Origin of the sequence: Alcanivorax quisquiliarum (genome assembly GCF_023051175.1) — a bacterium.
In the GTDB taxonomy this organism is placed as follows: Bacteria; Pseudomonadota; Gammaproteobacteria; order Pseudomonadales; family Alcanivoracaceae; genus Isoalcanivorax; species Isoalcanivorax quisquiliarum.
Window position 1 is genome coordinate 160,342 of record NZ_JALKII010000006.1, and the last position, 23,635, is coordinate 183,976.

Here is a 23,635-nt window from a genome sequence, read left to right on the forward strand (position 1 = left end):
CGCCAGATTTTCATTGCCCTTGCCCGCCTAGACAAAAGTGGCCTCGACCAGATCGCTTAACGCGGCCACCATGGATGGCTCATCGGAAAGCGGCGATACAATGGCCGCCTGGCAGGCTTCTCGCGGGCCGATACCGGCGACCATCAATTTGCCGGCGTTCACTAGCAAGCGCGTGCTGGGCACTTCGGCCAGGCCACGGTCACGCAACTGCCGGATACGTTCGGCGAGTGCCACCAGCCCGCGAGCGGCGGCGTCATCAACCGCGCTTTCACGGTGCACGATGCGCGCCTCGATATCCGCAGGCGGAAAATCCAGATCCATTGCAACAAAACGCTGGCGGGTGCTCGGCTTGAGGTCTTTCAGCATGCGCTGGTAGCCGGGGTTATACGACACCACCAGCTGGAATCCGGGCGCGGCCTGTACGGTTTCGCCGGTCTTGTCGATCGGCAGAATACGGCGGTGATCAGTCAGCGCGTGCAGCACCACAACGGTATCCTGCCGGGCCTCGACCACTTCATCCAGATAGCAGATCGCCCCCTCCCGCACCGCACGCGTCAGCGGACCGTCTTGCCAGACGGTGCCGTTGTGGCGGATCAGGAAGCGGCCGATGAGGTCGCTGGCGGCCAGATCATCGTGGCAGGGAATGGTGACCAGTGGGCGCCCCAGCTTCCAGGCCATGTGCTCGATGAAACGGGTCTTGCCACAACCGGTCGGCCCCTTGAGCATCACCGCGAGGCCATTGGCGTGGCACTGTCCGACCCGGCCCACTTCGTTGCCGGTGGGGTGATACCAGGGGGCTTCGGCGGCCTGGCTGCCCAGGCCGCGCAACGCGTCGTCTGCTCTCATCTCAACTCACGCGGGCGTCAGATGCCGTGCTGCCCTCTGCCGCCGGTTCGTCGACATCGAAGCGCGGCCGATAGCGGAAGAAATCGTAAATAAACAGCGCCACCCCGGTAGCGAAGATGGTGCCGCAAATAATCAGCATGACAAAGTGAATCTGGATTTTCAGTTGTGCATCCAGATAACCCATGCCCATGATGCGCTCCAGATAAACCTGGCCGATGCCCGCCGTGGCAAAGGAGATCGTCATGCCGAACATCCCGCCCAATTGCAGCCAGAATGCCCAATAGCCAATGCTCGTGCCTTTTTCCGGGCGGCCCTGGGTCAGCGAGGGCTGTGCGTAGCTGATCATCGCCAGCGTGATCATGGCATAGGCGCCGTAGAAGGCCGCGTGGCCGTGCATGGCGGTTATCAGCGTGCCGTGTGTCCACTTGTTGATGCTCGGCCATGTATGCGCCAGCCCCAGCAGCCCGGCGCCAAACAGGGTGAAAATAGTGCTGCCCAATGTCCAGTGCAACGCCAGCACATTAGGGTGCGACATGCCCGAGCGGCGCATCGCACCGTAGGCATAAATCGCCATGCCGACAATAGCCAGCGGCTCCAGCGCACTGAAAAACCCGCCGATTGGCAACCAGTAATGCGGCACGCCGACCCAGTAATAGTGGTGTGCCGTGCCCAGGATGCCGGCCAGAAATACCAGCCCGACGATCACATAGAGCCATTTCTCCATCACCTCGCGATCCGCGCCAGAGAGGCGGATCAGCAGGTAGGCGAGGAACGCGCCCATGATCATCATCCACACACCTTCCACCCACAGGTGAATCGTCCACCAGCGGTAGAAAATCGAAACGGTGTAGTTTTCGTAATAAAGCAGTGCCGGGAAAAACAGCACGGCGGAACTGACGATCCCCAGCACCAGCACTCCTTCGGTAGTGGTGAAGCGCCCGGATTTCTTGATCGTCATGCCGATGTTGTAGATAAAGATCAGGAAGCAGACCACCATCACCAGCTTGTGCGGCAGAGGTTGCTCCAGCAACTTGTTTCCGGTGCCGTAGCGGAACAGATAACCGATCACCGCCGCCACGCCCATGCCCGTCCACAGAATCAGCTGAACGTAGGCCAATTTTGTGCTGTGAAGCTCGGTACGAGATTCATCCGGCACCAGCCAGTAGGTGGCGCCCATGAAACCGGTCAGCACCCAGACGATCAGCAGGTTGGTGTGAATGACTTTGGTAACGTCGAAAGGAAGAATATACAGCAGCGGATCGGGCCCCAGATATTTCGTTGCCGACAGCAGGCCGAAGACCAGTTGCAGACCGAATAGCACAAGGGCGACGGCAAAGTACCAATAGGCGACTGACTGTGACTTGTAGCGCATCGTTGTTCTCCGTCTGAGCCACGCACCGTGGCAAGCACGGCGCTGCGGCTGCCTGTATTACTTGAGTGTGGTCAGGAACGCGACCAGTTGCTCGATCTCTTCTTCACTCAGGCTCTCGCCGTAGGTGTCCGGCATGAAGGACACACCATTGGCGGAATACATGCCGCCGGTATTCAGGTGTGCGCTGGGATCAACGATGGCCTCTCTCAGATAACCTTCCACATCGGATGCCTGCCCTTGATAATTTCCCGACGCCAGCAGCGCCTCGGTGCGGCGGACGATTCCCGCCAGGCTCGGGCCGGCACCGTCCGCGCCGGGCGCCAGCGAATGGCAGGCAACACAGGTGGGCATGGCGGTACGGAATACATTTTCGCCAAGGGCGCGGATATCATCCCCGGCGTCAACGGGGCGCACACCCACCGAGGTGGAGGAACTCTGCACCGGCACTGGCTGCCCTGCCCCGCTGGAACCCGGCCCGGCCGTGAAGCCACCCGTGACCAGAATCGGCCGGGGCGGCCAGCCCTGGTTATCGACATTGGCTACCCAATCAAGAAACTTGACCAGATTCACGATCTCTTCTTCGCTCAGATTCTGCTGCGGCATCAGGCGCCGATGGCGCTGCTCATCGTAAAAGCTGCCGGGATCGCGCATGTAGGCATGCAGATAGGCTTCACTGCGGTGCTGGGTAATCTTGGTGAGATCCGGTGCGTAGTAGGCACCTTCGCCAAACAGGGTATGGCAGTTGATGCAGTTGTATTTGTGCCACACGTCCTTGCCGTGCGTCACCTCGGGGGTAATATTTTCCGCGTTGGTCAGATTGGGAAACTGCCGGTGGCTATCCAGCGTCAGGCCGAGAAATATCACCGCAGCGGCGATGGTCGAACCCCACGCGAAGATCCTGGCTTGTCTGTTATTCATGAGGGCACCCCTTTCAGGATTCAGACATTGATGCCGGTCCAGTGAAGGCCGGTCATGGTGAATGCGAAAAGGACGGATGCCAGCATCAAGGCGAGCACGATAAAACTGACAATGCGAATGGGCTTATACAGCTTCTTGCGTTCCATACTCCTTTCTCCCTGTTGGTATCGGCTTGCGCCGGATGTCCCAACCTCAAATGCAGCTCTGTTATCGTTATAACGCCCGCCCAGCCGTGGCCAGCACTTTTTCACGCCATAAAAATATGGACATATGCCAGAGCACAGTAGCTTGGCGATCCACCGCACCACAACCTGCCCAATATGGCGTTCTTCAGCGGCAATACTGTGACACCTGTAAAGAGCTGCCCCACTTGCCCTCGATACAAATCCGAATGTAGAACCCATAAGGCTCATGGTCAACACATGCTGGTTCGGCTGATTTCTCACTGGCGCGCGCCATCTCGTTTTTTGTCGCCCATCACAGCAGGCACCTGTGCCCTTGAACCGGCCTGCCCCGCCCCGTAGCATCGAGGCACACCCATCCATGATAGGCGGGCCACTGCAATGTCGATAAACAGATATCTGAAAATATGTGTACTGCTATTTTCATACAGCATTTTTCCTGTCACGCCGGCCCTGGCGGAAGAAGACATTGGCTCTCGACTCCCTCCCGATGTGAGAGGGCTGCTGATCCAGGAAATGAATGCCATTCTCGGCGCTACCCAGAACATCATCAACGCCATGGTGCGTGGCGAGGACGCGCTGGTCGCTCGCGAGGCCCGGCAAATCCATGACAGTTTTATTCTGGCGCAGGCGCTGACCGAAGATCAGGAACGGGCGCTGCTCGCGGCCGCGTCGGAAGAGTTTCTGGCGCGTGACGCGGCATTTCACGCGTTGAGTGCCCGGCTGGCAGAGGCAGCTCAGGCGGGAGACAAGCCTCGGCAGCGCGCTGTATTTGGTGAGATGCTGGATGCCTGCCTGGTGTGTCACACGGAGCACGCAGCACAACGATTCCCAAGCTTCCAGCAGCCCTGATCGCTATCAGCAACTTGCCGGACATTCCCAGCCGGGGGTTTTCCGTCACGGCCGACGCTTGTCCTGCCGGGCAGCCATCGCCGCGCCATTTCGTTACACTAGGCTGCATCTGATCCGGCCGGATCGGCCTGCTGCACGCACGGCCCTCCGGCAGCCCAAGCCCCAGGCGCTGATCCGACTGGGGCTTTTCTCTGGGTCGTGCTTACCCGCACCCCCTGCACAGGAGAGGTATCATGCCCCGCCTTTCAATTCTCGATCTGGTGCGCGTCACGGAAGGCGGCAGCATCCGCGAATCGCTGGACAATGCGCGTGATCTGGCCGTGCACGCCGAGCAGCTGGGTTACCAGCGTATCTGGGTGGCGGAGCACCACAACATGGAGAGCATCGCGAGTGCGGCAACGTCGCTGGTGATCAGCCATATTGCGGCGGGTACGTCGCGCATTCGCGTGGGTGCCGGCGGCATCATGTTGCCGAATCACTCGCCGTTGGTGATTGCGGAGCAGTTCGGCACGCTGGCGCATCTTTATCCCGGCCGGATTGATCTCGGCCTGGGCCGTGCGCCAGGCACGGATCAAAGCACGCTGCGCGCCCTGCGCCGCACACCGGCGACCTCGGATCGCTTTCCCGAGGATGTGCTGGAGCTTCAGGCGCTGCTGGCGCCGGCGCTACCAGGCCAGAATATTCGCGCTATTCCCGGGGAAGGCACGCAGGTGCCGTTGTGGATTCTGGGCTCAAGCACCTTTGGTGCGGCGCTGGCTGCGGAGCTTGGCTTGCCCTATGCGTTTGCCTCGCATTTTGCGCCGCAGCAGCTGATGCCGGCGCTGGAGGTGTATCGCAGCCGTTTCAAACCCTCGGCACAGTTACAAGCACCCCACGCCATGGTGGGCGTCAATATTATTGCGGCGGATACTGACGATGAAGCGCGCCGGCTGGCGACCACCCAGCAGATGTCGTTTGCCAATTTGCTGCGCGGCGCACGCGGGCTCAGCCAGCCGCCGATTGACGATATCGAGCAGTATTGGTCGCCGCGTGAAAAAATGCAGGCCAGCCAGATGCTGGCGTGTTCAATTATCGGTTCGCCACAAACGGTGCGGGCCGGCATTGATTCGCTGGTGGCGCAAACCGGTGCGGATGAGCTGATTGTTGTGGCGGATATTTACGATCATCAGGCGCGGCTGCATTCGCTGGCGCTGACTGCTGACTGCTGACGGCTGACGGCTGACGGCTGACGGCTGACGGCTGACGGCTGACGGCTGACGGCTGATGCTGATGCTGATGCTGATGCTGATGCTGATGCTGATGCTGATGGCATAGTGTGCACCGTGCGGGATGGTTCATACCCGGACGAGGTGCTGCCGGCTCCTTCAGCTTTCGATACACCTTGCTCCATCATACGCGCCCCCGGCCCTGCGCCGGGATTGCCATTCTCGCGCTCACGAGCCGACAACATTCCGCCCGTCACACTTCACAACAAGGCTGGTCGCACGTCCTGGGTTACTTCCTGAGTACTTCTTGGGTTACGTTCGGGGTTGCCTTGGGTTACCACCTCCTCCGGGTTACCTCCTCTGAGTTCCGCTCTGAGATACCCCCAGCCCAAGCCTTGGCCAACGCACCTCGGGCAAGCCGCACCCGGCGGCAAGCCCTGCCATGCAGTCGCCGCCGCAATGTTCCGCTACACTGGGGCGGCACCTTATCCTGAACTGGTCTTGCCATTATTGTGAGCCGTGCATGAAGCATCGCCCCAGCTGGATTTTGACTCGCCTGTTGCTGCGTCGCCGGATGCGCCGAGCCGGGCCATCGCATGAGATACTGCCGCCGCAGCCTGGCACCGCCGTGGCGGCGCAGCGGGCAGCGCCCAACCCGTTGCAGCGGCTGGTGGATCTCGATGCCGCCTGGCATCCGGGCGGCACTTTCACCACCCCGGCGCAGGCCGGATTTTCCGATGTGCTGAAGCAAACCACACCGGACACACCCGAAACGGCGCGGCTTGACCAGTGGCTGGCCAACGCCTTCCCGCAACCACCCTCGCCCGGCGCCCGGCTGGTGACGGCGCTGCGGCGCGTGCAAACCGCCGCTGTGCTGCTGGGGCTGCTGCTCGGGTTCGGGTTCATGGCCGGGCTGGTGGCCTACGATGGCACCGCGCAGGTGAATGTGCTGTGGATTATCGGCTTTGCCTTGTTGCAAGCCTTGCTCGCGCTGGCAGCGCTGGCGATGTCGCTGGGCAAGGCGCGGCGGCTGCCGCTGCTCAGTGATCTGCTGGGCTATTTACCGGCCCGTTTTTTACGCGGGCCGCTGCGCCGGCTGCTGGATGCGCCGCATCAGCAACCGGGCATCTTCGATACTTTGCACACGCCGTTTTTGCTGTTACTGACGCAACGCTTTGCGCTGGCCTTCAATGCCGCCGCGCTGCTGGCGTTGTTCGTGTATGTGACGGTGCAGGATATTGCCTTCGGCTGGAGCACGACGCTGAATATCCAGCCGCCGGAGTTGCTCGCGTTTGTTCGCGCACTGGCCTTGCCCTGGCTGTGGCTGGCGCCAGCGGTGCCGACGCTGGAGCTGGTGGAAGCCTCGCAATTTTACCGTTTGGCGGGCACCGCCAGCGCGGCTGACCCGGCGCTGCTGGGCCGCTGGTGGCCGTTTCTCGCTTGCCTGTGGCTGGTGTATGCCCTGCTGCCGCGTTTTTTGCTGCTGCGCTGGTGTGCGCACCGCTGGCAGCGGGCGCAGCGTGATGCGTTGCAGCAGCATCCGTTGTATCAGCGCACCATGGCGCAGTTTGTATTCGATCAGCATGGTGCGGCGCAGGAATCGGCACGGCTGATCAGCCGCACGCTGCTCGACATGCTGACGCATCAGGAAAAGGCCGAGCTGGATGGCCATAAACTGGATGCCGCTTTTATCGCTACCTTGCAGGCACGTTGGCAGTCGCATCAGCAACAGCAGGAAGCGCAGGCGCTGTCGGCGCTAGCGGAAATTTATCTACAGACTGATGCGGATGTGATGCGCTATGCCAGCGAGCAGGATGTCCCAGACCCGAGCATGCCCGACCCGAGCAAGCTGTTCGTGATCGAGGATTGGGAGCGCTGGGGCCTGAGCCGCAAGCGGCTGGCGCTCCTGGCGGGTGCGGGCGGTGGCACGCTGGGCGCTGGTGTGGGTGCATCGCTGGATGCCGCCACTGGTGGCATGAGCCTGGGCTCGCTGACCGCCGCGCTGGCGGCGGTGGGTGCGGCCGGCTCGGCGGCGTCGGTGTATTTTTCCGAGCGGCTGGCGCGCACCAGCGCCGATCACGCTACGGTGCGCTTCGGGCCGGTGGAGAATCGCCAGTATCCATGGGTGCTGCTTGGCCGGCTGATCACTGCCTGGAGCACGCTGAGCAGCCGCCTGCCCGGCAGCAAGCTGCCTGCCGAGCCGGCAGCGGACTGGCGCACGGTGCTTGGCCGGCGCCAGGAAAGCGAGCTGGAAAAACTGTTCGCACTATGCCGCAAAGGCAAGGCGGAAAGCGTGCAGCCACCGCTACAGGCAGCCTTGGCGCGCCTGCTCGATCAATTGCTGGCGGCACGCTCCGGCACCCGGCCTCAATGAGCTTTGGCCGGGCGCCGCAGGCTGAGGATAATGGTCAGCGCGAGGATCGAAACGATCACGCCCAGCGATACCAGCACCGGCAAATGGAACCAGTGCATCAGCAGCATCTTGGTGCCGATGAACACCAGAATGGCGGCCAGGCCATATTTCAGAAGGGAGAAGCGCTCGGCCATGCCGGCCAGCAGAAAGTACATTGCCCGCAAACCGAGAATGGCAAAAATATTCGAGGTCAGCACAATGAACGGATCGGTGGTGATGGCAAAAATGGCGGGGATGCTGTCCACCGCAAACACCACATCGGAAATCTCCACCAGCACCAGCGCCAGAAACAGCGGCGTGGCAAAACGCACACCGTTGCGCATCACGAAAAACCGCTCGCCTTCGAGCTGTTCGGTAACGGGATAATGGCGGCGCACGAATTTCACCAGCACGTTATCGGAGAGATCGGTTTCCTTTTCCGGCATCAACATGCGAATGCCGGTGAACACCAGAAACGCACCGAAGATATACAGAATCCATTCGAACTGGCTGATCAGCCAGCTGCCACCGAAGATCATGATGGTGCGCAGGACGATTGCGCCGAGAATGCCGTACAGCAGCACCCGCCTTTGCAGATCGGCCGGCACGCTGAAGAAACTGAAAATCAGCATCCACACAAACACATTATCGACGGCGAGCGATTTTTCGAGCACATAGCCGGTGAGAAATAACAGCGTCGTGTCGTTGGCCACCACACGCCCGGCAACCTGATCCAGGTAAAACCACAAACCGCCGGCAAACGCGAGCGACACCGCAACCCACACCACCGACCAGGTGGCGGCCTCGCGGAACGAAACCCGGTGGCGCTTGCCGCCGCCGATCATCAGATCAATGGCGAGCATCACCAGCACGATCACGGCAAAGCCGGCCCACATCCACCAGGTACCGATTGTCTGCATGTTGTTGCCTCTCAAATAAAAACGGCCCGCTCACTTGAACAGGCCGTTTCTGTTTCTTGCACGCACGACCTGCCCGTTGAAGGCAAGGTCTTGCTTGCAACGTTGCATCCGTTGCCCACAGCACCGGGGGCACCGAAACCGGAACCGCCGTGATGACGACACTGTGGCGAGAAGCTACTCCCCTTGACGGGGCCAAGTGTAGCGCTATCGCTGCGCGAATGTCACCGGCGCGCTGCTGATTGCATCACGCGTGCCGCATCGCGTCAGGGCTGCTGATACTGATCGCCGTAGGGATCGCCGTAGGGATCGTCATAGGCGCCCTCGCCCTGATAGCCGCCGGCGTCGTCTTCCGGCTCCAGATATGGCTCCACCTGTTCGGCCAGCAGGGTATAGCCCGTCAGCGCCAGATCCGTTTCACTGTGCTCCACGCGCATTTCACCGGTGACCCACACGGTGAAGAAAGCGTAATCAATCTGCGCTTTGCTGTTGCCCTGCATGTCCACCAGAACGGTCTGGTTGCGCGGTGGTGGCGGGACATGGATGCAGGCGCCGAAATACGGCACCAGCAAAAAGCTGGTGACGGTTTCGCCGTCGCCTTCCAGCGGAATCGCGTAGCCCGGCAGTTTCACCCGCTTGCCGTGCAGGGCGTCCACCATCGGTGCTTCGTCCCAGAGTTTTTCCAGGCGGGAAAAAAACTCGATAGCTTTCGGGTCGTCATCTTCGAGCTGGTTGATGTCCACGCCATCGAACAGCTCTTCCGGCGGCCAGCCGGGCGGGATCATGTCATCCCACTCCAGCTCTTCGGCGGCGTGCAGCGGCGCTATTACCATCAGCAGCAGGCAGAGCGCGGCAAATCTGAGGTTGTGCATCATTCACCTTTCCGACGGTTTTACATCCTGATGGTCATGCCATCGACCAGTGCATTGCGATAAGCGCGCCAGGCCGGCCACAGCCCGGCCAGCACGCCGCCGCCGATCAATCCGGCCAGCAGCGCTGCCTCGCGCCAGGTGGGCGGCCACAGTTGCAGCGTCATGCCAAGCTGGCCGCCCAGCCAGCCCGATGCACCCCAGGCCAGCGCCTGCAACAACAGCACGCCGAGCAACGCCCCCGCCAGCGAAAGCACCAGCGATTCACCCAGCACCAGCGCAAATATCTGCCACGGCCGGGCGCCGAGTGCGCGCAACAGCGCCATTTCCCGGCGGCGTTCGTTCAGGCCGGTCAGCAAGGCGGTGAGCATGACCGTCAGGGCAACCACGGCCACCAGCGCCGAAACGGCCAGCAGGGCCTGCTCGCCGACGCGCATCATGTCCCACAATTGTTGCAGTGTCAGCCCGGGCAGTATCGCTTGCAGCGCTTCATCACGCCGGGTGTTGATCTCGCGCTGCATCTGGAACACAGCCCGGCGTGAAGTCAGGCCGAGCATCACCGCCGTCACCGAAGAAGGTGTCAGGTTCATGTCCCGCGCCTGCTCGGCGCCGACACGGTAGCCGGGCAGCGGCGCGCCACCGCGCCAGTCGATGTGCAGTGCTTCCATGCCTGCCAGGCTGATATGCACGGTGTTGTCCACGGGCGTGCCGGTCGGTGCCAATATGCCGACCACACGAAACGGCTTGTCATCATGGTGTGTCAGGCTGATGGCGCCGGTGCCGTGGGCGAGCACGATACGCTGCCCCTCGCGATAGCCGAGCTTGCGCGCCACCTCGGCCCCCAGCACGGCATCGAACACATCGTCGAAGATGCGTCCGCTGGCAAGCGCCAGCGGCTCGCCCTGCCGGTAACGATAATGCTCGAAATATTCCGCCGTGGTGCCCAGCACCGGAAAACCGCGATGGGAATCGCCCAGCGATAGCGGCACGGCCCAGGCAACGCGAGGATGCTCTCGCAATGTCTCGTAACTGGCCCAGCTGACGTTGGCGGTCGGGTCGCCCATGCGGAACACGCTGTAAAGCAGCAAATTGATCGGGCCGCTGCGCGCACCGACGATCAGATCGACCCCCGAGAGCGTATTGGCAAAGCTCTGCCGGGCCTCGGTGCGCACCCGCTCCACGCCCAGCAGCAGGGCCACGCTCAGGGCGATCGAACAGACCACCAGCACGGCGGTAGTGCGGCGATTCCAGAGGCTTGCTCGCGCCAGTTTCAGTACCGTCATGGGCGGCTCCCGTGGCTGCCCGGCAGCGTGCTGTGTTCGGTGGCGGCTCCCTGCGTGTGCGGGCCGCTCGACGCCAATGCAGCGGGCGGTGAGAGCGCGTTGATGTCCGGCAATGACACGCTGCGCTGAAAGCGCGATGCCAGCGACAGATCGTGGCTGACAAACAGCAGCGCCGCGCTGGCGGCCTGGCACTCCTGCACCAGCAGGGTGACGAATTCTGCCCGGCGGTCAGCATCCAGTGCCGAGGTCGGCTCGTCGGCAATCACCAGCCCCGGCGCGCCCATCAGGGCTCGCGCTGCGGCCACGCGCTGCTGCTGGCCAACGGAAAGCGCCGTCACGGGCCGGCGCAGCACATCGTCCGCCGCCAGCCCCAACCGCCCGAGCAACCGCGTTGCCTGCGCTTCGGGGCTACCGTCACGCTCGATGGCCTGCTGGCGCCGGCGGCGGGAAAACCGGCACGGCAGCAGTACGTTATCCAGCACGGAAAGATAAGGCAGCAAATTGAATTGCTGAAAGATGATGCCCAGATGCTCGGCACGAAAGCAGTCGCGGCGGGCGCCGGACAGGCTGGTCAGCCGCTCGCCCAGCACCGTGATCTGCCCGGCCTGTGGTGCCGCGATGCCGGCGATCAGCGCCAGCAGCGTGCTCTTGCCACTGCCGCTCGGGCCGGCGAGAAACACATGCTCCCCGGCTGCCAGCGTCAGCACCGGCAGGTTGATCGCCCAGGGGGCGCGCCGGTGCCAGCGGTAGCGCACATCTGCCATATGCAGAGCCGCTGGCGCCGTCATGGCAGCACCACGCGGTAATCGCCGCCGCGTTGAAGGCGCACTTCCTGCGCGCTCGTTTCGCCGAGGCTCTGCACGATCAGCCGCTCCAGGCGCGGCAAGGTGACGAACAGCACGATCTCCACCGAGCGCAGCGCATCCGGCCGTTTGCAGCTCAGTTCCAGGTGGCCATGAAAATCGGCGTGGTCGTGGTCGTGGTCGTGGTCGTGGTCGTGGTCGTGGTCGTGGTCAGCGTGATGCCTCGGCGCCTGCGCTGCAACTGGCAGCAGCCCGCTTTCCACCGATGCCGTCTGCACTTCACAGCCGGCAGCTGGCGGCAATTTCAACAGGTGCGCCACATCACCCAGGCGCTGTGCGGCCTGCTCGACATCGCGCACCCGCTGCGGCTGGGTGGGCAGTTGCTCAAAACCGACCACATCCATCGCCGGCACGGTCAGCTCTACCCACAGCGTTTCGCCCTCGCGCACCAGTTGCAGCAACCCCTGGCCGTGCACATGCGGCGTGCCGGCGAACGCCGGCATGCTGAGGCAGGCCAGCGCGGGCAACAACAACGGCGCGAGCGACAAGCGGGAAAATCGAGGCATGCGTGGTTTCCTTCACAGCAGCAGTGTTGATGGCGGCCAACTTCACCACACGCAAGACCGCGGCCGCAAATGTTATACAGTAACAAGACAAGCAAAGCAGCAAAAGGTAACGGAACAGCAGAAACGGACGAGGGACGGTGGATGGCAGATTGCAGATTGCAGGCCATTTTCCGCAGCAACCGGCAAACTTCCTCGCTGCCGGTGCCAGGCCACGCACCAGGCCGAGCCAAGCTGGGTCGGGTCGGGTCGGGTCGGGTCGGGCTTGGCTTGGCTTGGCTTGGCTTGGCTTGGCTTGGCTTGGCTTGGCTTGGCTGGGCCGGGCTTGGCTGGGCTGGGCTCGGCACCGCGATGCTACGCTCGATTCAACAAAGCGTTACTGGCCTGAACCGGTGCAGCGGGCAACAATGTGGTGTTGATGATGCCCATTGCACGCAAGGATCTGCTATGCCTGCCTCCCGCCCTCGCCGCTGGCGGCGCCTGTGGCAATTGCTCGCGCTGCTACTGGTGGCGCTGCTGCTGGTGCAGCTGTGGTTTGCCGCCTGGCTGGTCTGGTATCGCAACCAGCCGCCGCTGACAACGGCGTTCATGTCCCGCGAGCTTGGCCGCCTTCAACAACAGAACCCTGACGCGCAGCTGGACTATCGCTGGGTGGATTACGAGCGGATTTCGATTCATCTCAAGCGTGCTGTATTGGCCGCCGAGGATGCCCGCTTCATGGAGCATGGCGGTGTCGATTGGGACGGTATCCGGCATGCGCTGGAGCGCAACCGTGAGGCCGGCGAGCCGGTGGCCGGCGGCTCCACTGTGAGCCAGCAACTGGCCAAAAACCTGTTTCTCTCCGGCCGGCGCTCTTATATTCGCAAGGGCCAGGAGCTGGCCATCACTCTGATGCAAGAGCAGTTGCTCGACAAACGGCGCATTCTGGAGCTGTATCTGAATGTGGCGGAATGGGGCGAGGGCATCTTCGGCGCCGAGGCCGCTGCATGGCGCTTGTATGGCAAGCCTGCGGCGGCGCTAGGGCCGGCGGAAGCGGCGGAACTTGCCGCCCGACTGCCGCGCCCACGCCATTACCACCAGCACGGGCCGACACCCTGGCTGCGCCAGTACAGCCAAATCATTCAGGCACGCATGCACCAGGTTCAGGTACCCTGACGCCTGTTATGGAACCGCTGCCGGCGATATCGCTCAAAGGCTACCCGCTTCCCGTTTAAAGGACACCCTAGAATGGCTCGCTTGCTTTCCCTTCGTCACCGGCTGGCTGCACTGCTGGCATTGGCCGCGTTACTCGCCGCCTGTGGAGACGAGCCCCCCGCGCCCGCAGCGGAAGCACCACCACCGCCGCCCTCACAGCAGGAGCAGTCGCTCAGTGGCCTCTGGGTCGAGGGTGATGGCGCGGAGCGGGTGCTGGTGCTGGATGAGAGCCAGCAGTTGCACCTGCTCGGCTTTGAAGACCAGCAGGGCCATCGCTGGCACGCCAACAGCGATACGCTGAAGCTGGAAAGTGTGACCCGCAGCACCGGCCTGCCGCGCTACCAGCAGATTCCTTATACGCTGACAGACGATGGCCTCCTCACCCTGAATGACGAAGACGGCGCTTTCACCGGCAGCTGGCAACGCGACGCCACCGCAGCGGTGCGCATCGCCGGCGACATCCGGCTGCCGGAGGATTTCGGTATGCCTGCCGACGCCGTGCTGGCGATCACGCTGGAAGAACAGGACGCCGACGGCTTGCCGGCAAAAATCGTGCGCCGACAGCTGAGCCGCCCACCTGCCGGCGCCGAGGCACTGAGCTACCGTTTTTATATACCGCCCCCTGAAGTGGCCGCACATCCGCAGGCACGCCTGACCGTGCGCGTGCTGGTTGACGGCGCGCAACAGTATCACGGCCACAGCGCCGCGCTGGCGGAGCTGGCTCCCGAGCAGCCGCAGCCGATCACGCTGAAAGCGTTATCGGGCGCCACGCGCGGCGCCACCGCAGCGGTGCGCACACTGCACGGCGAATATGTCTATTTTGCGGATGCGGCGCTGTTCACCGAGTGTGCCACCGGCCGCCGCTACCCGGTGGCATACAGCGAAGGCGGTGTTGAGCTTGAACGCGCCTATCTGGCACAGCGGGAAATCGGCGGAGACGGCATGCCCACGCCGGTGCTGATGACGGTCACCGGCACCCTTCAGGATGGCCCCGGTGCCGAAGAGGGCTCGATCGTCGAACAGCTGTTCGTGCAGACGCTGGAGCGCACTATTCCCGGCGCCAACTGCGCTACTCGCGGCACTGCCGAGCTTGAAAACACCTACTGGAAACTGACCCACCTGGGCAGCCGCCGCATCAGCAGCCCCACTCACCAGCGCGAGGCCCATATGGTACTGCATAGCGCAGAGAGCCAGGCACGCGGCAATCTTGGCTGCAACAGCTTTACCGGCAGTTATGAGCGCGGCCCCGTACACGAGCGCGAAGAGCAGGGCGCACTCCGCTTCGGCCATCTGGCCTCGACAAAAATGGCCTGCCTCGGCGGCATGGATACCGAAGGTGATTTCAGCGCCGCGCTGGTCGCCACTCGCTCAACGCGCATCGACGGCGAAACCCTTTATCTGCTGGATGCGAACGGCAAGACCCTGGCGCAACTACAAGCGATCTACCTGTACTGACCAGGGCGAGAGGAGTTCTTGGCATGGCACGTGCCGTGATCCTGCAACACGTTGCTTTTGAAGGCCCCGCGGCCCTGCTGCCCTGGCTGCAGCAACAGGGCTTCGATATCGAGATCGTCGCGCTGTACGACGCCCAGCCCCTGCCGGCCGTGGGCACCTTCGACTGGCTGCTGATACTGGGCGGCCCGATGAGCGCCGCCGACCACGCCACCTATCCCTGGCTCGCCGCCGAAAAAACACTGATTCGCGATGCGGTTCAGCACGGCTGCACGGTGGTCGGCATCTGCCTTGGTGCGCAGCTGATTGCCACCGCGCTCGGCGGCCTGCTTGTGCCGGGCGCCTGCCGCGAGATCGGCTGGTTCCCGGTGCAGCCGACCATTGATTGCCCGCCCGATATCGCGCTGCTGTTTCGTGATATGCCGAAGGTGCTGCACTGGCACAGCGATACCTTTACCCTGCCCGACGGCGCCTGCCACCTGCTGGCCAGCGAAGCCTGCGCCAATCAGGCATTTCTGATCGGCGACCGCGTGCTCGGCCTGCAATGTCATCTGGAAAGTGATGCAGCCACGGTGGCCGGGCTGTGTGGCCACTGCCGCGATGATCTGGCACCGGGCGAATGGGTGCAGAGCATCAGCGAGCTGGTGGCTGGCGCGGCGCAGGTGGAAGGTTTGCACGAGCGCCTCAACGCCCTGTTGGCGTTGCTGCCCTATCGCCCCGCTGATCCCCAGCCTGCCTGAACCATCTGGCCGCGCCAGCGGCCATGCCTTGGCACGGCGAGCCTGCTATTGCACCATCAAGGCTCCCTTCATTTCCCCGCCGCGCCTTTCTTGCGGCAAGGCCGTGTCATGGAACTGTTACTGCTACTGTTTCTGATTGTGCTCAACGGGTTGTTCGCGATGTCCGAAATCGCGGTGGTATCGGCGCGCAAGGCGAGACTGAAAGTCCGCGCCGATGCCGGCCAGCAAAGTGCAGACGTGGCACTGGCGTTGCAGGAGCGCCCGGCCGGCTTTTTATCCACCATTCAGGTGGGCATCACCTCGATCGGGATTCTCAGTGGCGCCATCGGCGAGAACGCACTGGCGCAACCGATTGCCGAGACGCTGGCAGGCGTGCCGCTGCTGGCGCCCTATAGCAGCGGCCTGGCGCTCGCGCTGGTGGTCATTCTGATCACCTATTTTTCGGTGGTCGTGGGCGAGCTGGTGCCCAAGCGCCTGGCGCTGCTGGCCCCGGAGAGCATCGCTGGCCTCGTTGCCCGGCCGATGACCTGGCTCGCCGCCGCAGCACGCCCGCTGGTATGGCTGTTGTCACGTTCCAGCGATCTGCTGGTGCGCCTGCTTGGCGCCCATGCTCGCGAGGAGCCGCCTGTATCGGACGAGGAAATCCGCGTGCTGATGGAACAAGGCGCGGAAGCAGGTGTGTTTCATGCCAGCGAACAGGCGCTGGTGGCCAACGTGCTGCGCCTGGACGAGCAGCACATCAATGAAATCATGACACCGCGCAAGGATGTGACCTATGTTGATCTGCATGGCTCGGCGGAAGAAATCCGCCAGCGCATTCTCAGCAATCCCCATGCTCACATCCTGGTGTGCGAGGGCGGCCTGGAGCAGATTGCCGGCGTGCTGCGCACCAACGATCTGGTGAAAAGCGTGCTCGCCGGCAATCGGCCGGATATCCGGGCGGTGATGCGCCAGCCGGCTTATATTCCCGACTCTTCCACCATCACCAATCTGTTCGAACAATTTCGCCAGACACGCACGCAACTGGCCTGCATCGTCGATGAATATGGCGATCTGACGGGCGTGGTGACCGTGACAGATGTGCTGGAGGCAATCGTCGGCGAGCTGCCGGATGGCAACGACGCCGACCCGCCCGAGCTGGTGCAACGCAGCGATGGCAGCTGGCTGCTGGACGGCAGCATGACCATCCAGCGCTTCAAGGACGCGTTTCACCTCAGCCGCCTGGATGATGAAGCGGAGGACGATTACTACACCATGGGCGGCTTCACCATGCACCAGCTTGGCAAGGTGCCGGCGGCGGCGGACACCTTTCAGTGTGCTGGCCTGCAATTCGAGGTGCTGGATATGGATGGCAGCCGCGTGGACAAACTGCTGGTCACGCCGCTTTCGGTGCCGGACAGCGGGGCGGACGGCACGCCCTGAACTCGCGAGCGGGCAACACGCGGTTATTTCACCGGCACAAATACCCGCGCGCCATCCACCTCGGCCGCCACCAGCGGCTGACGATAAAGCTCTGATAACAGCTCCGGCTTCAGCATCTGCTGCGCCGTGCCCGCCCGCACTGCGCCATCGGGATACAACAGCAGCACATGATCACACCAGCGCGCTGCGAGATTGAGATCGTGCATGCACATCAGCACCCCGCAGCCCGCCGCCGCCTGCTGCGCCAGCAGCGCCATCACGCCCACCTGATGATGCAGATCAAGATGGTTGGTGGGCTCGTCCGCCAGCCACAGCTGCGGCGCCTGCGCCAGCACCGTGGCAATCGCCACCCGCTGCCGCTCGCCGCCGGAGAGCGTGCTCAGCAGCCGGGGCGCCAGCTCGGCCACCGCCAGCCGCTCCAGCGCTTGCCGAGCCAGTGCGATGTCTTCCGGCCGCTCCAGCTGCCACGGCGGCAGCCACGGATGACGGCCGATCAGCACGGTTTCCATGACGGTCGCCGGAAAACTTTCGTGCCGCTCCTGAAACAACACTGCCAGCATCCTCGCCAGCGCCCGCCGGCGCCAGGCTTGTAGCGGCCTGCCTTTCACCCGCACTTCTCCGGCGCGTGCCGGCCGCAAGCCGGCCAGCGTATGCAGCAGCGTCGTCTTGCCCACGCCATTGGGGCCGAGCACGCCCCATACCTGCCCCGGCAACACAGCGAACTCCAGCGGCTCGCCGCCTGCACGTTGGGGAATATCGATAACCAGATTCTTTACTTGCAGCAGCGGTGTCATTACCGGCTCCGGTAAAGCAGCCAGAGAAAGGTCGGCACACCGATCAGCGCCGTAATCACCCCGACCGGCAATTGTTCCGGCGCGATCAGCACCCGCGAAAATGTATCTGCCAATGTCAGCAACGAGCCACCCGCGAGGGCGGAGGCCGGCAGGATCACGCGCTGATCATTGCCGAGCACCAGCCGCAGCATGTGCGGCACGATCAGCCCGACAAAGCCGACCGATCCGGCCGTCGTCACCGCCACGGCGGTCAGCAAGCTGGCGAGCACATAAACACCTCGCTCCAGCCACACCACCGGCACGCCCAGCGATGCGGCTTGCAACGGGCCGCGTGCCAGCACATTCAGGCTGCGCCCGGCGGGTAACGCGAGCACCATCACGGCCACCAGCAACATCGCCGCCGGCCAAGGGCTGCGCGCATAACTGAGATCTCCCATCAGCCAATACAGCATCCCCGGCAACCGCTCCGCCGGCCCCACGGAAAGCAGAAAACTGATCAGCGCGCCCCAGCCAGCCGCAACCACCACCCCGGTGAGCAACAACCGCGCCGGCGACCAGCTGCCGGCGCCTTGGGCCAATCCGAAAACCAGCAATGCCGAACACAACGCACCAATAAACGCCGAGCCGGAAATCATGGCGGCGCCAAACCCGAGCAACATCGCACTCAAGGCACCCACCGCCGCCCCGCCAGACAGCCCGAGCACATACGGATCAGCCAACGGGTTGCGCAGCAGCACCTGCATCAACGCGCCGGACAGCGCCAGCAGCGCACCGGTCGCAAAGGCCGCCCCCGCTCGCGGCGCTCGCAAATCCAGCAACAGGGTGCGGTGCAGCGGATCACCGCCGCCTTGCAGCACCGCCCATAACTCCGCCGCCGACAGCGTTACGCTGCCGACCGTCACCGCGATCAACAATGCCGACACTGACAACAGCAGCAGCGCGGCCAATGCCCAGCAAAAGCGCCGCTCAATCACCATCCCGCACCGCCTGCAAATGCGTGCACAGGGCGCGGGTGCCGCTCAACAATCGCACCGTCGGCCGTTGCAGCAACGACGGCGGCACAAAAAACAGATGCCCTTGCTGCACCGCCTGCAAGGCATCGTAGCGGCGCCACCCCAGCGCCCAGGCCTGCTCGGCTTCACCCATCCCGCCGGCAATGATCGCCTGTGGATCTGCCTCCAGCACTGTTTCAGGATCCAGCGTGGGGGTCAGCCGTGGCAAGGTGCCGAAAATATTCACGCCGCCACACAGCCTGATCGCTTCGCTGATGAAATGCGTGTCGTTGATGGTCATCAGCGGCTCGTCCCAAATCTGATAAAACACCCGCACCGGTTCAGCTTCTGCATACCTTTCCGCGAGCGCGGCCACATCACGCTCAAGCGCGGCCGCTGCTGTTTCTGCCGTTTCTTCACGGCCGGCAAGGCGGCCCAGCCGCAACAAGGTGCTGGCAATCTGCGCAAAACTGCGCGGCTCGGTGTAATAAACCGGCAGGCCCATGCGTTGCAGGCGCTCAACCTGACCGCGTGGATTGCCGCTGTGCCAGGCGATGATCAGATCCGGCCGCAGCGCCAGCAAGGATTCCAGATCAATGCGGTTATAGCTGCCAATGCGCGGGATATCCTGCGCCGCCTCGGGATAATCACTAAAGCTCACCGTGCCGACAATCTGCGCGCCCGCACCGGCATCAAACAGCAGTTCCGTCGCACCCGGCGACAACGACACAATGCGCTGCGCGGGTGCAGCCAGGCATAGCTCTTGCTCCGTATCATCGATCACGCAACGCGGTTGCGCCTGCGCAATCGTCGCGCCAGTGAGCAATGCCGCCATTGCCATGCACCGTAACAACCGCTGGCGCACGGCATCGCGCTGCTCTTTTTGATTTGTCACGCTACCCGCCCTCCTGCCGCTCCGGGATGACAACGGCCCTCGCACGCCCTAACATGCCCGCCATTGCGCGCCGATGATGAATGGCGCGCCTGACAATCTGTCCGTGGCAGGTGTCCGGCAGCGCAAGGCTTGATGTCTGCGCCGCTGGATGAAACTGGGAAGCTGGTGCAACACCAGCGCTGCCCCCGCAACGGTGATCGGTTCAGGTATCTACAGGCTGCAAGCAGCCAGCCACTGCGCGATGCGCGGGAAGGCGTATATACCGGGATGCTGCGCATCCGACCGTCAGCCCGGAGACCGGCCTGCCACCGGCTATCGTCGCGATCGCGGTGGGCGTTCGTGCGGGGATTCTGCCTCGGCCGGTGCATCATACCGGCGTTTCCAGGCCCTTTGATAGCTGCAAATGCTCGCGTTTTCCGATGGGAATAACGTGCGGCGGAGCTGTGTCTGCTATCACGGGAAAATGGAAAAATGATGCCCTTTCGCGGGTTGGTTTTTATCGCTATTGGCTTGCTTGGCAGCGGTGCAGTGGCGGCTGAAAGTACTACGCCTGCCGCAAAAAAAGCGCCGGTTCAGGAAAAAACTCTTGCGCCTGTGCAGGTCATTGTGCGCCCGCTCAATGCCGCGGCCGATATCGACCCGCAAGACAGCACCAGCCCGGTGCGCGTGATCGAGCGCGATACGTTCGAACACCGCGTCACCACGCTCGCCGATACCCTCGGTGACCAGACTGGTGTACAGATCCGCCAAAGCGGTGGCCTGGGCAGTACCGCCACCGTTTCCATGCGCGGCTCATCCGGTAAGCAGGTGCAAGTATTTCTGGATGGCATGTTGCTCAACGACCCACTCTACGGCAGTGTGGATCTGAGTCTTTTTTCCTTGCACGATGTCAGCCGAATCCAGATCTATCCCGGCAACCCCCCTGCGCGCATCGCACAAGCCGGGCCGGGTGGCGTTATCATGATGGAGTCGCTGGGCACGGAAACGCGCCCGCAGACGCGTCTCAATCTTGGCGCCGGCAGTTTCGGTACGCAGCGGCAAGGGCTGTTCAACAGTGGTGCCCACGGGCGTTTGCATTATTGGTTGTCGGCCAATCGACAGGCGGCGGACAATGATTTTCGCTACCCCAATCATTCCGACTGGTACAACCCGACCGATGGCCGCCAGACGCGGCGCCGCAATGCAGATACCGAACAGTACGATGCAAGCGCCAGCATGGGTTACGAGCTCAGCCCGGCGCGGCAGTTGTCAGCGCTGGTGCAAACAACCACCCGCGAGCAAGGCGTCCCATCAATACAGAACTGGCCCAGCAATCGTGCCCGGCTGAAAACGCGGACGCACCGAGCACAAATCCATCTTCGCGACATGAGCAGCTTCGCCGGCCGCTTGCATCGCAGCCATCGCTTGAGCGTGGCGCATCTTGAAGAACGTTACCATGATCGTGCCGGGCTGGTGGGCCTGGGCCGCTACGACACAGGTACCGATACCGCACAACTCAGCTTCAGCAATACCGCCAGCTGGATTCATCAGCACCACGTAATGACCGGCACGCTTGAGCTGTCCTACTACGATCAGCAGCAGCGCAACCGTCTCAGCCACCAACGGGCGGTGCAACGCGAGCGCTGGCTGCTTGCGTCAGCGCTGAGCCATGAATGGGCCAGCAGCACCCGGTGGCGCACGCAAGCAGTATTGCGCCGCACCGACCTGATCGATGAAGCCGACGAAGCACTGCCTGATGGCAGTGCTGCCGGCACACGCCAGCATGATTCTTTCAGCGGTTGGCAACTGGGCCTGCGGTATCAGCTTTTCACGCCCCTTGAGCTGTATGCCAACGTATCTCGGCAGGTGCGCATTCCGTCGTTGCTTGAGCAATTTGGCCAGCAAGGGCTGTTTGTGGGCAATCGCAACCTGCGTGCGGAGCAAGCCTTCAATACCGAGATCGGCGCCCGCCTGGCGTTGGCCGGGGGCTACCTGGAAGCCACCGCATTTCGCCGTGATCTCGACCCCGCCATCATCACCGTCTTCGACGCTCGTGGTGTCGGCCGACACGTCAATGTGGCAGCGGAATTCGAAGGCGCTGAGCTTGCGGTCCATTACGCGCTAACGCCGCGCTGGTCGCTGGCAGGCAATGCCACCTGGCAGCATTCCGAGAATGTTTCGCGCACGATTTACACCTATATCGGCAAGCAGGTTCCCGGCATTTACCACCGCACGGCGATGTTGCGCAGCGCCTGGCACGGGCAGCATTGGCAGTTTGATCTGTCGTGGCATATAGACGACGAAATGTTTTATGACGCTGCCAATATTCTTCCTGCCGAACCGCGCCGCACCGCCGATGCCACCTTGTCGTGGACACATTCCTGGCAGCTCGGGCATGAAACCCGCCTGGCCATTTCCGTGCGCAACCTTGCCGACCACCACTACCAGGATTTCAACCGCTTTCCGGGCACCGGGCGCGCCTGGTTCCTGACGCTTCAACATACGCTTTAGCCATCTCCTGCGAGGATACTCATGACGATTTCCATCTCAACCCCGGCCGCCGGTTCCTGGCGCACAATCAGCGCCGCGCTACTGACGCTCGTCGTCCTCAGCGGATGCGGCGGCAGCAGCAGTTCCCGGCCAGCCTTTGATCATGCCACCGGCATCACTGCCGTGGTCGCCACTGTTGACCCTGGTTACACGGCAGGCGCCGTCGAGCTGATTGCCTTACGGGATGGCCCCATGCAATCCTCCGGAAGCTTTCACAGCACGATTTCCGATATTTCCGTCAACAGCTACGGCCAGCATTATTATCTGATCGAAAGCCGCAGCCTGGATCGCATAAGCAAGGTAGATATCACCAACCCTGGTGTGTTCGAGTGGCGGCATCACGGTTACCGGGCCACCGACACCGCCACACCCAATCTTTACGATCTGGTGTTCGTGAGTGACGAAAAAGCCTATTTGCTTCGCTACGAATCGAACACCGCCTGGATCGTCGATCCCTCCGCAACATCGGCGGCGGATTTCTTCCTCGGTGAGCTGGATCTCTCTGCTTACAATGCCGGCGGCCGCCACCCGCACATGTCCGCCGCCATTCTCGTCGGTGATCGTCTGTTCATCACCTTGCAGCGCCTGGATAGCAACTGGCTCCCGACCGCTGCCAGTTACGTCGCGGTGTTTGATACTGATACGGACGAAGAAATCGACACCGGCCACAATAAAGACGGTCTCAAGGGCATCCCGCTTGTCAGCCGCAATCCGGCCAGCATCGCCTACCAGCCCGCTGTCGGCCTGCTTGTGCAAGGCACCGGGGAGTGGATGGGCTGGGATTTATCCGGCGGCATTGATCGCATAAACCCTGACAATTTTTCTGTCACGCAAATCCTGATCGGTGACAGCACTTTCGGCCGTATCGAACATCTGGCTCTCATCGACGAAACGACCGCGTACATCAGCGCCCATCAGCTTTACGGACAGGCGCATGTGCACCGCATCGATCCGCGCAGCGGCGCGCTGCTGGGCGAAGTGGACGCCGCCGCCGGGCGGGACATTCGTGCTCTTGCCGCCGATCCTCTCGGCCGTCTGTGGATTGGTGATGCGGGCGATAGCACCCCTGATGATCCGCCCGGCCTGCGCGTGATTGATCCGCGCACCGATCAGCAAATAGCCTTTGTTCAAACCCAGCTACTGCCTACCGATATCGCCTTTGTGACCGAAGACTGATTTCGGTAGTTCGATACCCCGCTGCCAATTCAGTCAATGGGCAGCGGGGCCAAAGCGCGCTTGTGCAGCAGTGCGCTGCCCTTTCCGCCAGCCACCCTTTCTCGTGCGGCTTAAACACCCCCCGCTGCTGCGCCGCCTATTCTCTCTCCCTCTCAGTCTCTCAGCCTGCCACCGCTCTGCCGCGGTAGGCGACAGCATGCCGAAGCCATGAATGGCGAAAGCGCCAAGCCTCATCGTTC

The 23,635-nt window shown here is 62.7% G+C and carries 21 protein-coding genes and 1 riboswitch; of the genes, 9 read left to right on the plus strand and 12 right to left on the minus strand.

Features of this window, described 5'->3' with window-relative positions:
* Window positions 1–27 precede the first annotated feature (27 nt).
* From MU846_RS10270 to MU846_RS14640, 4 genes are read right to left on the minus strand one after another with little or no spacing between them, the layout of a single operon-like run.
* Window positions 28–846, minus strand: a complete 819-nt coding sequence (locus tag MU846_RS10270) for a CbbQ/NirQ/NorQ/GpvN family protein (protein ID WP_246952374.1) — start codon at window positions 844–846, stop codon at window positions 28–30.
* Between the two features lies 1 nt (window position 847).
* Window positions 848–2,218, minus strand: a complete 1,371-nt coding sequence (locus MU846_RS10275; protein ID WP_246952376.1) for a cbb3-type cytochrome c oxidase subunit I — start codon at window positions 2,216–2,218, stop codon at window positions 848–850.
* Window positions 2,219–2,275: 57 nt separating this feature from the next.
* Window positions 2,276–3,136 carry a c-type cytochrome gene (locus MU846_RS10280; protein ID WP_246952378.1) on the minus strand — a complete coding sequence of 287 codons (861 nt, stop codon included), beginning with the start codon at window positions 3,134–3,136 and terminating at the stop codon, window positions 2,276–2,278.
* 20 nt (window positions 3,137–3,156) lie between these two features.
* On the minus strand, window positions 3,157–3,282 hold the full coding sequence (locus tag MU846_RS14640; RefSeq protein WP_306799353.1) for a hypothetical protein: 126 nt from the start codon (window positions 3,280–3,282) through the stop codon (window positions 3,157–3,159).
* A 417-nt stretch (window positions 3,283–3,699) separates the two neighbouring features.
* On the opposite strand from MU846_RS14640, the gene MU846_RS10285 reads away from it, so the two are divergent.
* From MU846_RS10285 to MU846_RS10295, 3 genes are all read left to right on the plus strand, one after another.
* Complete coding sequence (locus MU846_RS10285; protein WP_246952380.1) at window positions 3,700–4,170, plus strand: cytochrome c; 471 nt, start codon at window positions 3,700–3,702, stop codon at window positions 4,168–4,170.
* Between the two features lie 233 nt (window positions 4,171–4,403).
* The gene (locus MU846_RS10290) at window positions 4,404–5,378 is read left to right on the plus strand and encodes an LLM class flavin-dependent oxidoreductase (protein ID WP_246952383.1); all 975 of its coding nucleotides are present in this window, start codon (window positions 4,404–4,406) and stop codon (window positions 5,376–5,378) included.
* 520 nt (window positions 5,379–5,898) lie between these two features.
* Window positions 5,899–7,749: a DUF2868 domain-containing protein gene (locus MU846_RS10295; protein ID WP_246952384.1), complete on the plus strand. Its 1,851-nt coding sequence runs from the start codon at window positions 5,899–5,901 to the stop codon at window positions 7,747–7,749.
* On the opposite strand, the gene MU846_RS10300 is transcribed toward MU846_RS10295, so the two are convergent.
* The 5 genes from MU846_RS10300 to MU846_RS10320 all read right to left on the minus strand — a co-directional run bounded on the left by MU846_RS10300 (window position 7,743) and on the right by MU846_RS10320 (window position 12,205).
* Window positions 7,743–8,687 carry a TerC family protein gene (locus tag MU846_RS10300; RefSeq protein ID WP_246952386.1) on the minus strand — a complete coding sequence of 315 codons (945 nt, stop codon included), beginning with the start codon at window positions 8,685–8,687 and terminating at the stop codon, window positions 7,743–7,745. The two genes, MU846_RS10295 and MU846_RS10300, sit on opposite strands and share 7 nt — an antisense overlap.
* A gap of 263 nt (window positions 8,688–8,950) precedes the next feature.
* On the minus strand, window positions 8,951–9,559 hold the full coding sequence (locus MU846_RS10305; RefSeq protein WP_246952389.1) for a DUF3299 domain-containing protein: 609 nt from the start codon (window positions 9,557–9,559) through the stop codon (window positions 8,951–8,953).
* Between the two features lie 17 nt (window positions 9,560–9,576).
* Entirely contained in the window at window positions 9,577–10,836 is a 1,260-nt protein-coding gene (locus MU846_RS10310) for an ABC transporter permease (protein WP_246952391.1), read from the minus strand.
* Window positions 10,833–11,624, minus strand: a complete 792-nt coding sequence (locus MU846_RS10315) for an ABC transporter ATP-binding protein (protein WP_246952393.1) — start codon at window positions 11,622–11,624, stop codon at window positions 10,833–10,835. The genes MU846_RS10310 and MU846_RS10315 overlap by 4 nt, the downstream gene beginning before the upstream one ends.
* The gene (locus MU846_RS10320) at window positions 11,621–12,205 is read right to left on the minus strand and encodes a ZrgA family zinc uptake protein (protein ID WP_246952394.1); all 585 of its coding nucleotides are present in this window, start codon (window positions 12,203–12,205) and stop codon (window positions 11,621–11,623) included. The genes MU846_RS10315 and MU846_RS10320 overlap by 4 nt, the downstream gene beginning before the upstream one ends.
* Before the next feature lie 444 nt (window positions 12,206–12,649).
* Here MU846_RS10320 and mtgA point away from each other — a divergent pair, with 444 nt between their 5' ends.
* The 4 genes from mtgA (at window position 12,650) to MU846_RS10340 (ending at window position 17,010) form a co-directional block, all read left to right on the plus strand.
* Window positions 12,650–13,357 carry a monofunctional biosynthetic peptidoglycan transglycosylase gene (gene mtgA, locus MU846_RS10325; protein ID WP_246952395.1) on the plus strand — a complete coding sequence of 236 codons (708 nt, stop codon included), beginning with the start codon at window positions 12,650–12,652 and terminating at the stop codon, window positions 13,355–13,357.
* A 72-nt stretch (window positions 13,358–13,429) separates the two neighbouring features.
* On the plus strand, window positions 13,430–14,851 hold the full coding sequence (locus MU846_RS10330) for an META domain-containing protein (protein WP_246952397.1): 1,422 nt from the start codon (window positions 13,430–13,432) through the stop codon (window positions 14,849–14,851).
* A 23-nt stretch (window positions 14,852–14,874) separates the two neighbouring features.
* Window positions 14,875–15,588, plus strand: coding sequence for a type 1 glutamine amidotransferase (locus MU846_RS10335; RefSeq protein WP_246952399.1), 714 nt, complete (start codon window positions 14,875–14,877; stop codon window positions 15,586–15,588).
* Window positions 15,589–15,696: 108 nt separating this feature from the next.
* Complete coding sequence (locus tag MU846_RS10340) at window positions 15,697–17,010, plus strand: hemolysin family protein (RefSeq protein ID WP_246952401.1); 1,314 nt, start codon at window positions 15,697–15,699, stop codon at window positions 17,008–17,010.
* Between the two features lie 23 nt (window positions 17,011–17,033).
* Here MU846_RS10340 and MU846_RS10345 read toward each other — a convergent pair whose 3' ends face one another.
* From MU846_RS10345 to MU846_RS10355, 3 genes are read right to left on the minus strand one after another with little or no spacing between them, the layout of a single operon-like run.
* Window positions 17,034–17,804, minus strand: a complete 771-nt coding sequence (locus tag MU846_RS10345; RefSeq protein WP_246952404.1) for an ABC transporter ATP-binding protein — start codon at window positions 17,802–17,804, stop codon at window positions 17,034–17,036.
* Window positions 17,804–18,781, minus strand: a complete 978-nt coding sequence (locus tag MU846_RS10350) for a FecCD family ABC transporter permease (protein ID WP_246952406.1) — start codon at window positions 18,779–18,781, stop codon at window positions 17,804–17,806. The genes MU846_RS10345 and MU846_RS10350 overlap by 1 nt, the downstream gene beginning before the upstream one ends.
* Window positions 18,771–19,691, minus strand: coding sequence for a cobalamin-binding protein (locus tag MU846_RS10355; protein ID WP_246952408.1), 921 nt, complete (start codon window positions 19,689–19,691; stop codon window positions 18,771–18,773). The genes MU846_RS10350 and MU846_RS10355 overlap by 11 nt, the downstream gene beginning before the upstream one ends.
* Before the next feature lie 91 nt (window positions 19,692–19,782).
* Window positions 19,783–20,011: riboswitch (cobalamin riboswitch) on the plus strand.
* A 151-nt stretch (window positions 20,012–20,162) separates the two neighbouring features.
* Between MU846_RS10355 and MU846_RS10360 the strand changes: the two genes are divergently transcribed.
* Both MU846_RS10360 and MU846_RS10365 read left to right on the plus strand, forming a co-directional pair.
* Entirely contained in the window at window positions 20,163–22,181 is a 2,019-nt protein-coding gene (locus MU846_RS10360; RefSeq protein WP_246952410.1) for a TonB-dependent receptor, read from the plus strand.
* 21 nt (window positions 22,182–22,202) lie between these two features.
* Entirely contained in the window at window positions 22,203–23,396 is a 1,194-nt protein-coding gene (locus tag MU846_RS10365) for an NHL repeat-containing protein (RefSeq protein WP_246952411.1), read from the plus strand.
* Window positions 23,397–23,635 lie beyond the last annotated feature (239 nt).

Excerpts from the sequence above, each read along its gene's own strand:
- MU846_RS10345 (WP_246952404.1), bottom strand. The coding sequence starts at position 17,804 with ATGACACCGCTGCTGCAAGTAAAGAATCTGGTTATCGATATTCCCCAA.
- MU846_RS10365 (WP_246952411.1), top strand. The coding sequence starts at position 22,203 with ATGACGATTTCCATCTCAACCCCGGCCGCCGGTTCCTGGCGCACAATC.
- MU846_RS10310 (WP_246952391.1), bottom strand. The coding sequence starts at position 10,836 with ATGACGGTACTGAAACTGGCGCGAGCAAGCCTCTGGAATCGCCGCACT.
- MU846_RS10335 (WP_246952399.1), top strand. The coding sequence starts at position 14,875 with ATGGCACGTGCCGTGATCCTGCAACACGTTGCTTTTGAAGGCCCCGCG.
- MU846_RS10340 (WP_246952401.1), top strand. The coding sequence starts at position 15,697 with ATGGAACTGTTACTGCTACTGTTTCTGATTGTGCTCAACGGGTTGTTC.
- MU846_RS10350 (WP_246952406.1), bottom strand. The coding sequence starts at position 18,781 with ATGGTGATTGAGCGGCGCTTTTGCTGGGCATTGGCCGCGCTGCTGCTG.
- MU846_RS10280 (WP_246952378.1), bottom strand. The coding sequence starts at position 3,136 with ATGAATAACAGACAAGCCAGGATCTTCGCGTGGGGTTCGACCATCGCC.
- MU846_RS10320 (WP_246952394.1), bottom strand. The coding sequence starts at position 12,205 with ATGCCTCGATTTTCCCGCTTGTCGCTCGCGCCGTTGTTGTTGCCCGCG.
- MU846_RS10270 (WP_246952374.1), bottom strand. The coding sequence starts at position 846 with ATGAGAGCAGACGACGCGTTGCGCGGCCTGGGCAGCCAGGCCGCCGAA.
- MU846_RS10285 (WP_246952380.1), top strand. The coding sequence starts at position 3,700 with ATGTCGATAAACAGATATCTGAAAATATGTGTACTGCTATTTTCATAC.
- MU846_RS10330 (WP_246952397.1), top strand. The coding sequence starts at position 13,430 with ATGGCTCGCTTGCTTTCCCTTCGTCACCGGCTGGCTGCACTGCTGGCA.
- mtgA (WP_246952395.1), top strand. The coding sequence starts at position 12,650 with ATGCCTGCCTCCCGCCCTCGCCGCTGGCGGCGCCTGTGGCAATTGCTC.
- MU846_RS10275 (WP_246952376.1), bottom strand. The coding sequence starts at position 2,218 with ATGCGCTACAAGTCACAGTCAGTCGCCTATTGGTACTTTGCCGTCGCC.
- MU846_RS10305 (WP_246952389.1), bottom strand. The coding sequence starts at position 9,559 with ATGATGCACAACCTCAGATTTGCCGCGCTCTGCCTGCTGCTGATGGTA.
- MU846_RS10290 (WP_246952383.1), top strand. The coding sequence starts at position 4,404 with ATGCCCCGCCTTTCAATTCTCGATCTGGTGCGCGTCACGGAAGGCGGC.
- MU846_RS10315 (WP_246952393.1), bottom strand. The coding sequence starts at position 11,624 with ATGACGGCGCCAGCGGCTCTGCATATGGCAGATGTGCGCTACCGCTGG.
- MU846_RS14640 (WP_306799353.1), bottom strand. The coding sequence starts at position 3,282 with ATGGAACGCAAGAAGCTGTATAAGCCCATTCGCATTGTCAGTTTTATC.
- MU846_RS10300 (WP_246952386.1), bottom strand. The coding sequence starts at position 8,687 with ATGCAGACAATCGGTACCTGGTGGATGTGGGCCGGCTTTGCCGTGATC.
- MU846_RS10360 (WP_246952410.1), top strand. The coding sequence starts at position 20,163 with ATGATGCCCTTTCGCGGGTTGGTTTTTATCGCTATTGGCTTGCTTGGC.
- MU846_RS10295 (WP_246952384.1), top strand. The coding sequence starts at position 5,899 with ATGAAGCATCGCCCCAGCTGGATTTTGACTCGCCTGTTGCTGCGTCGC.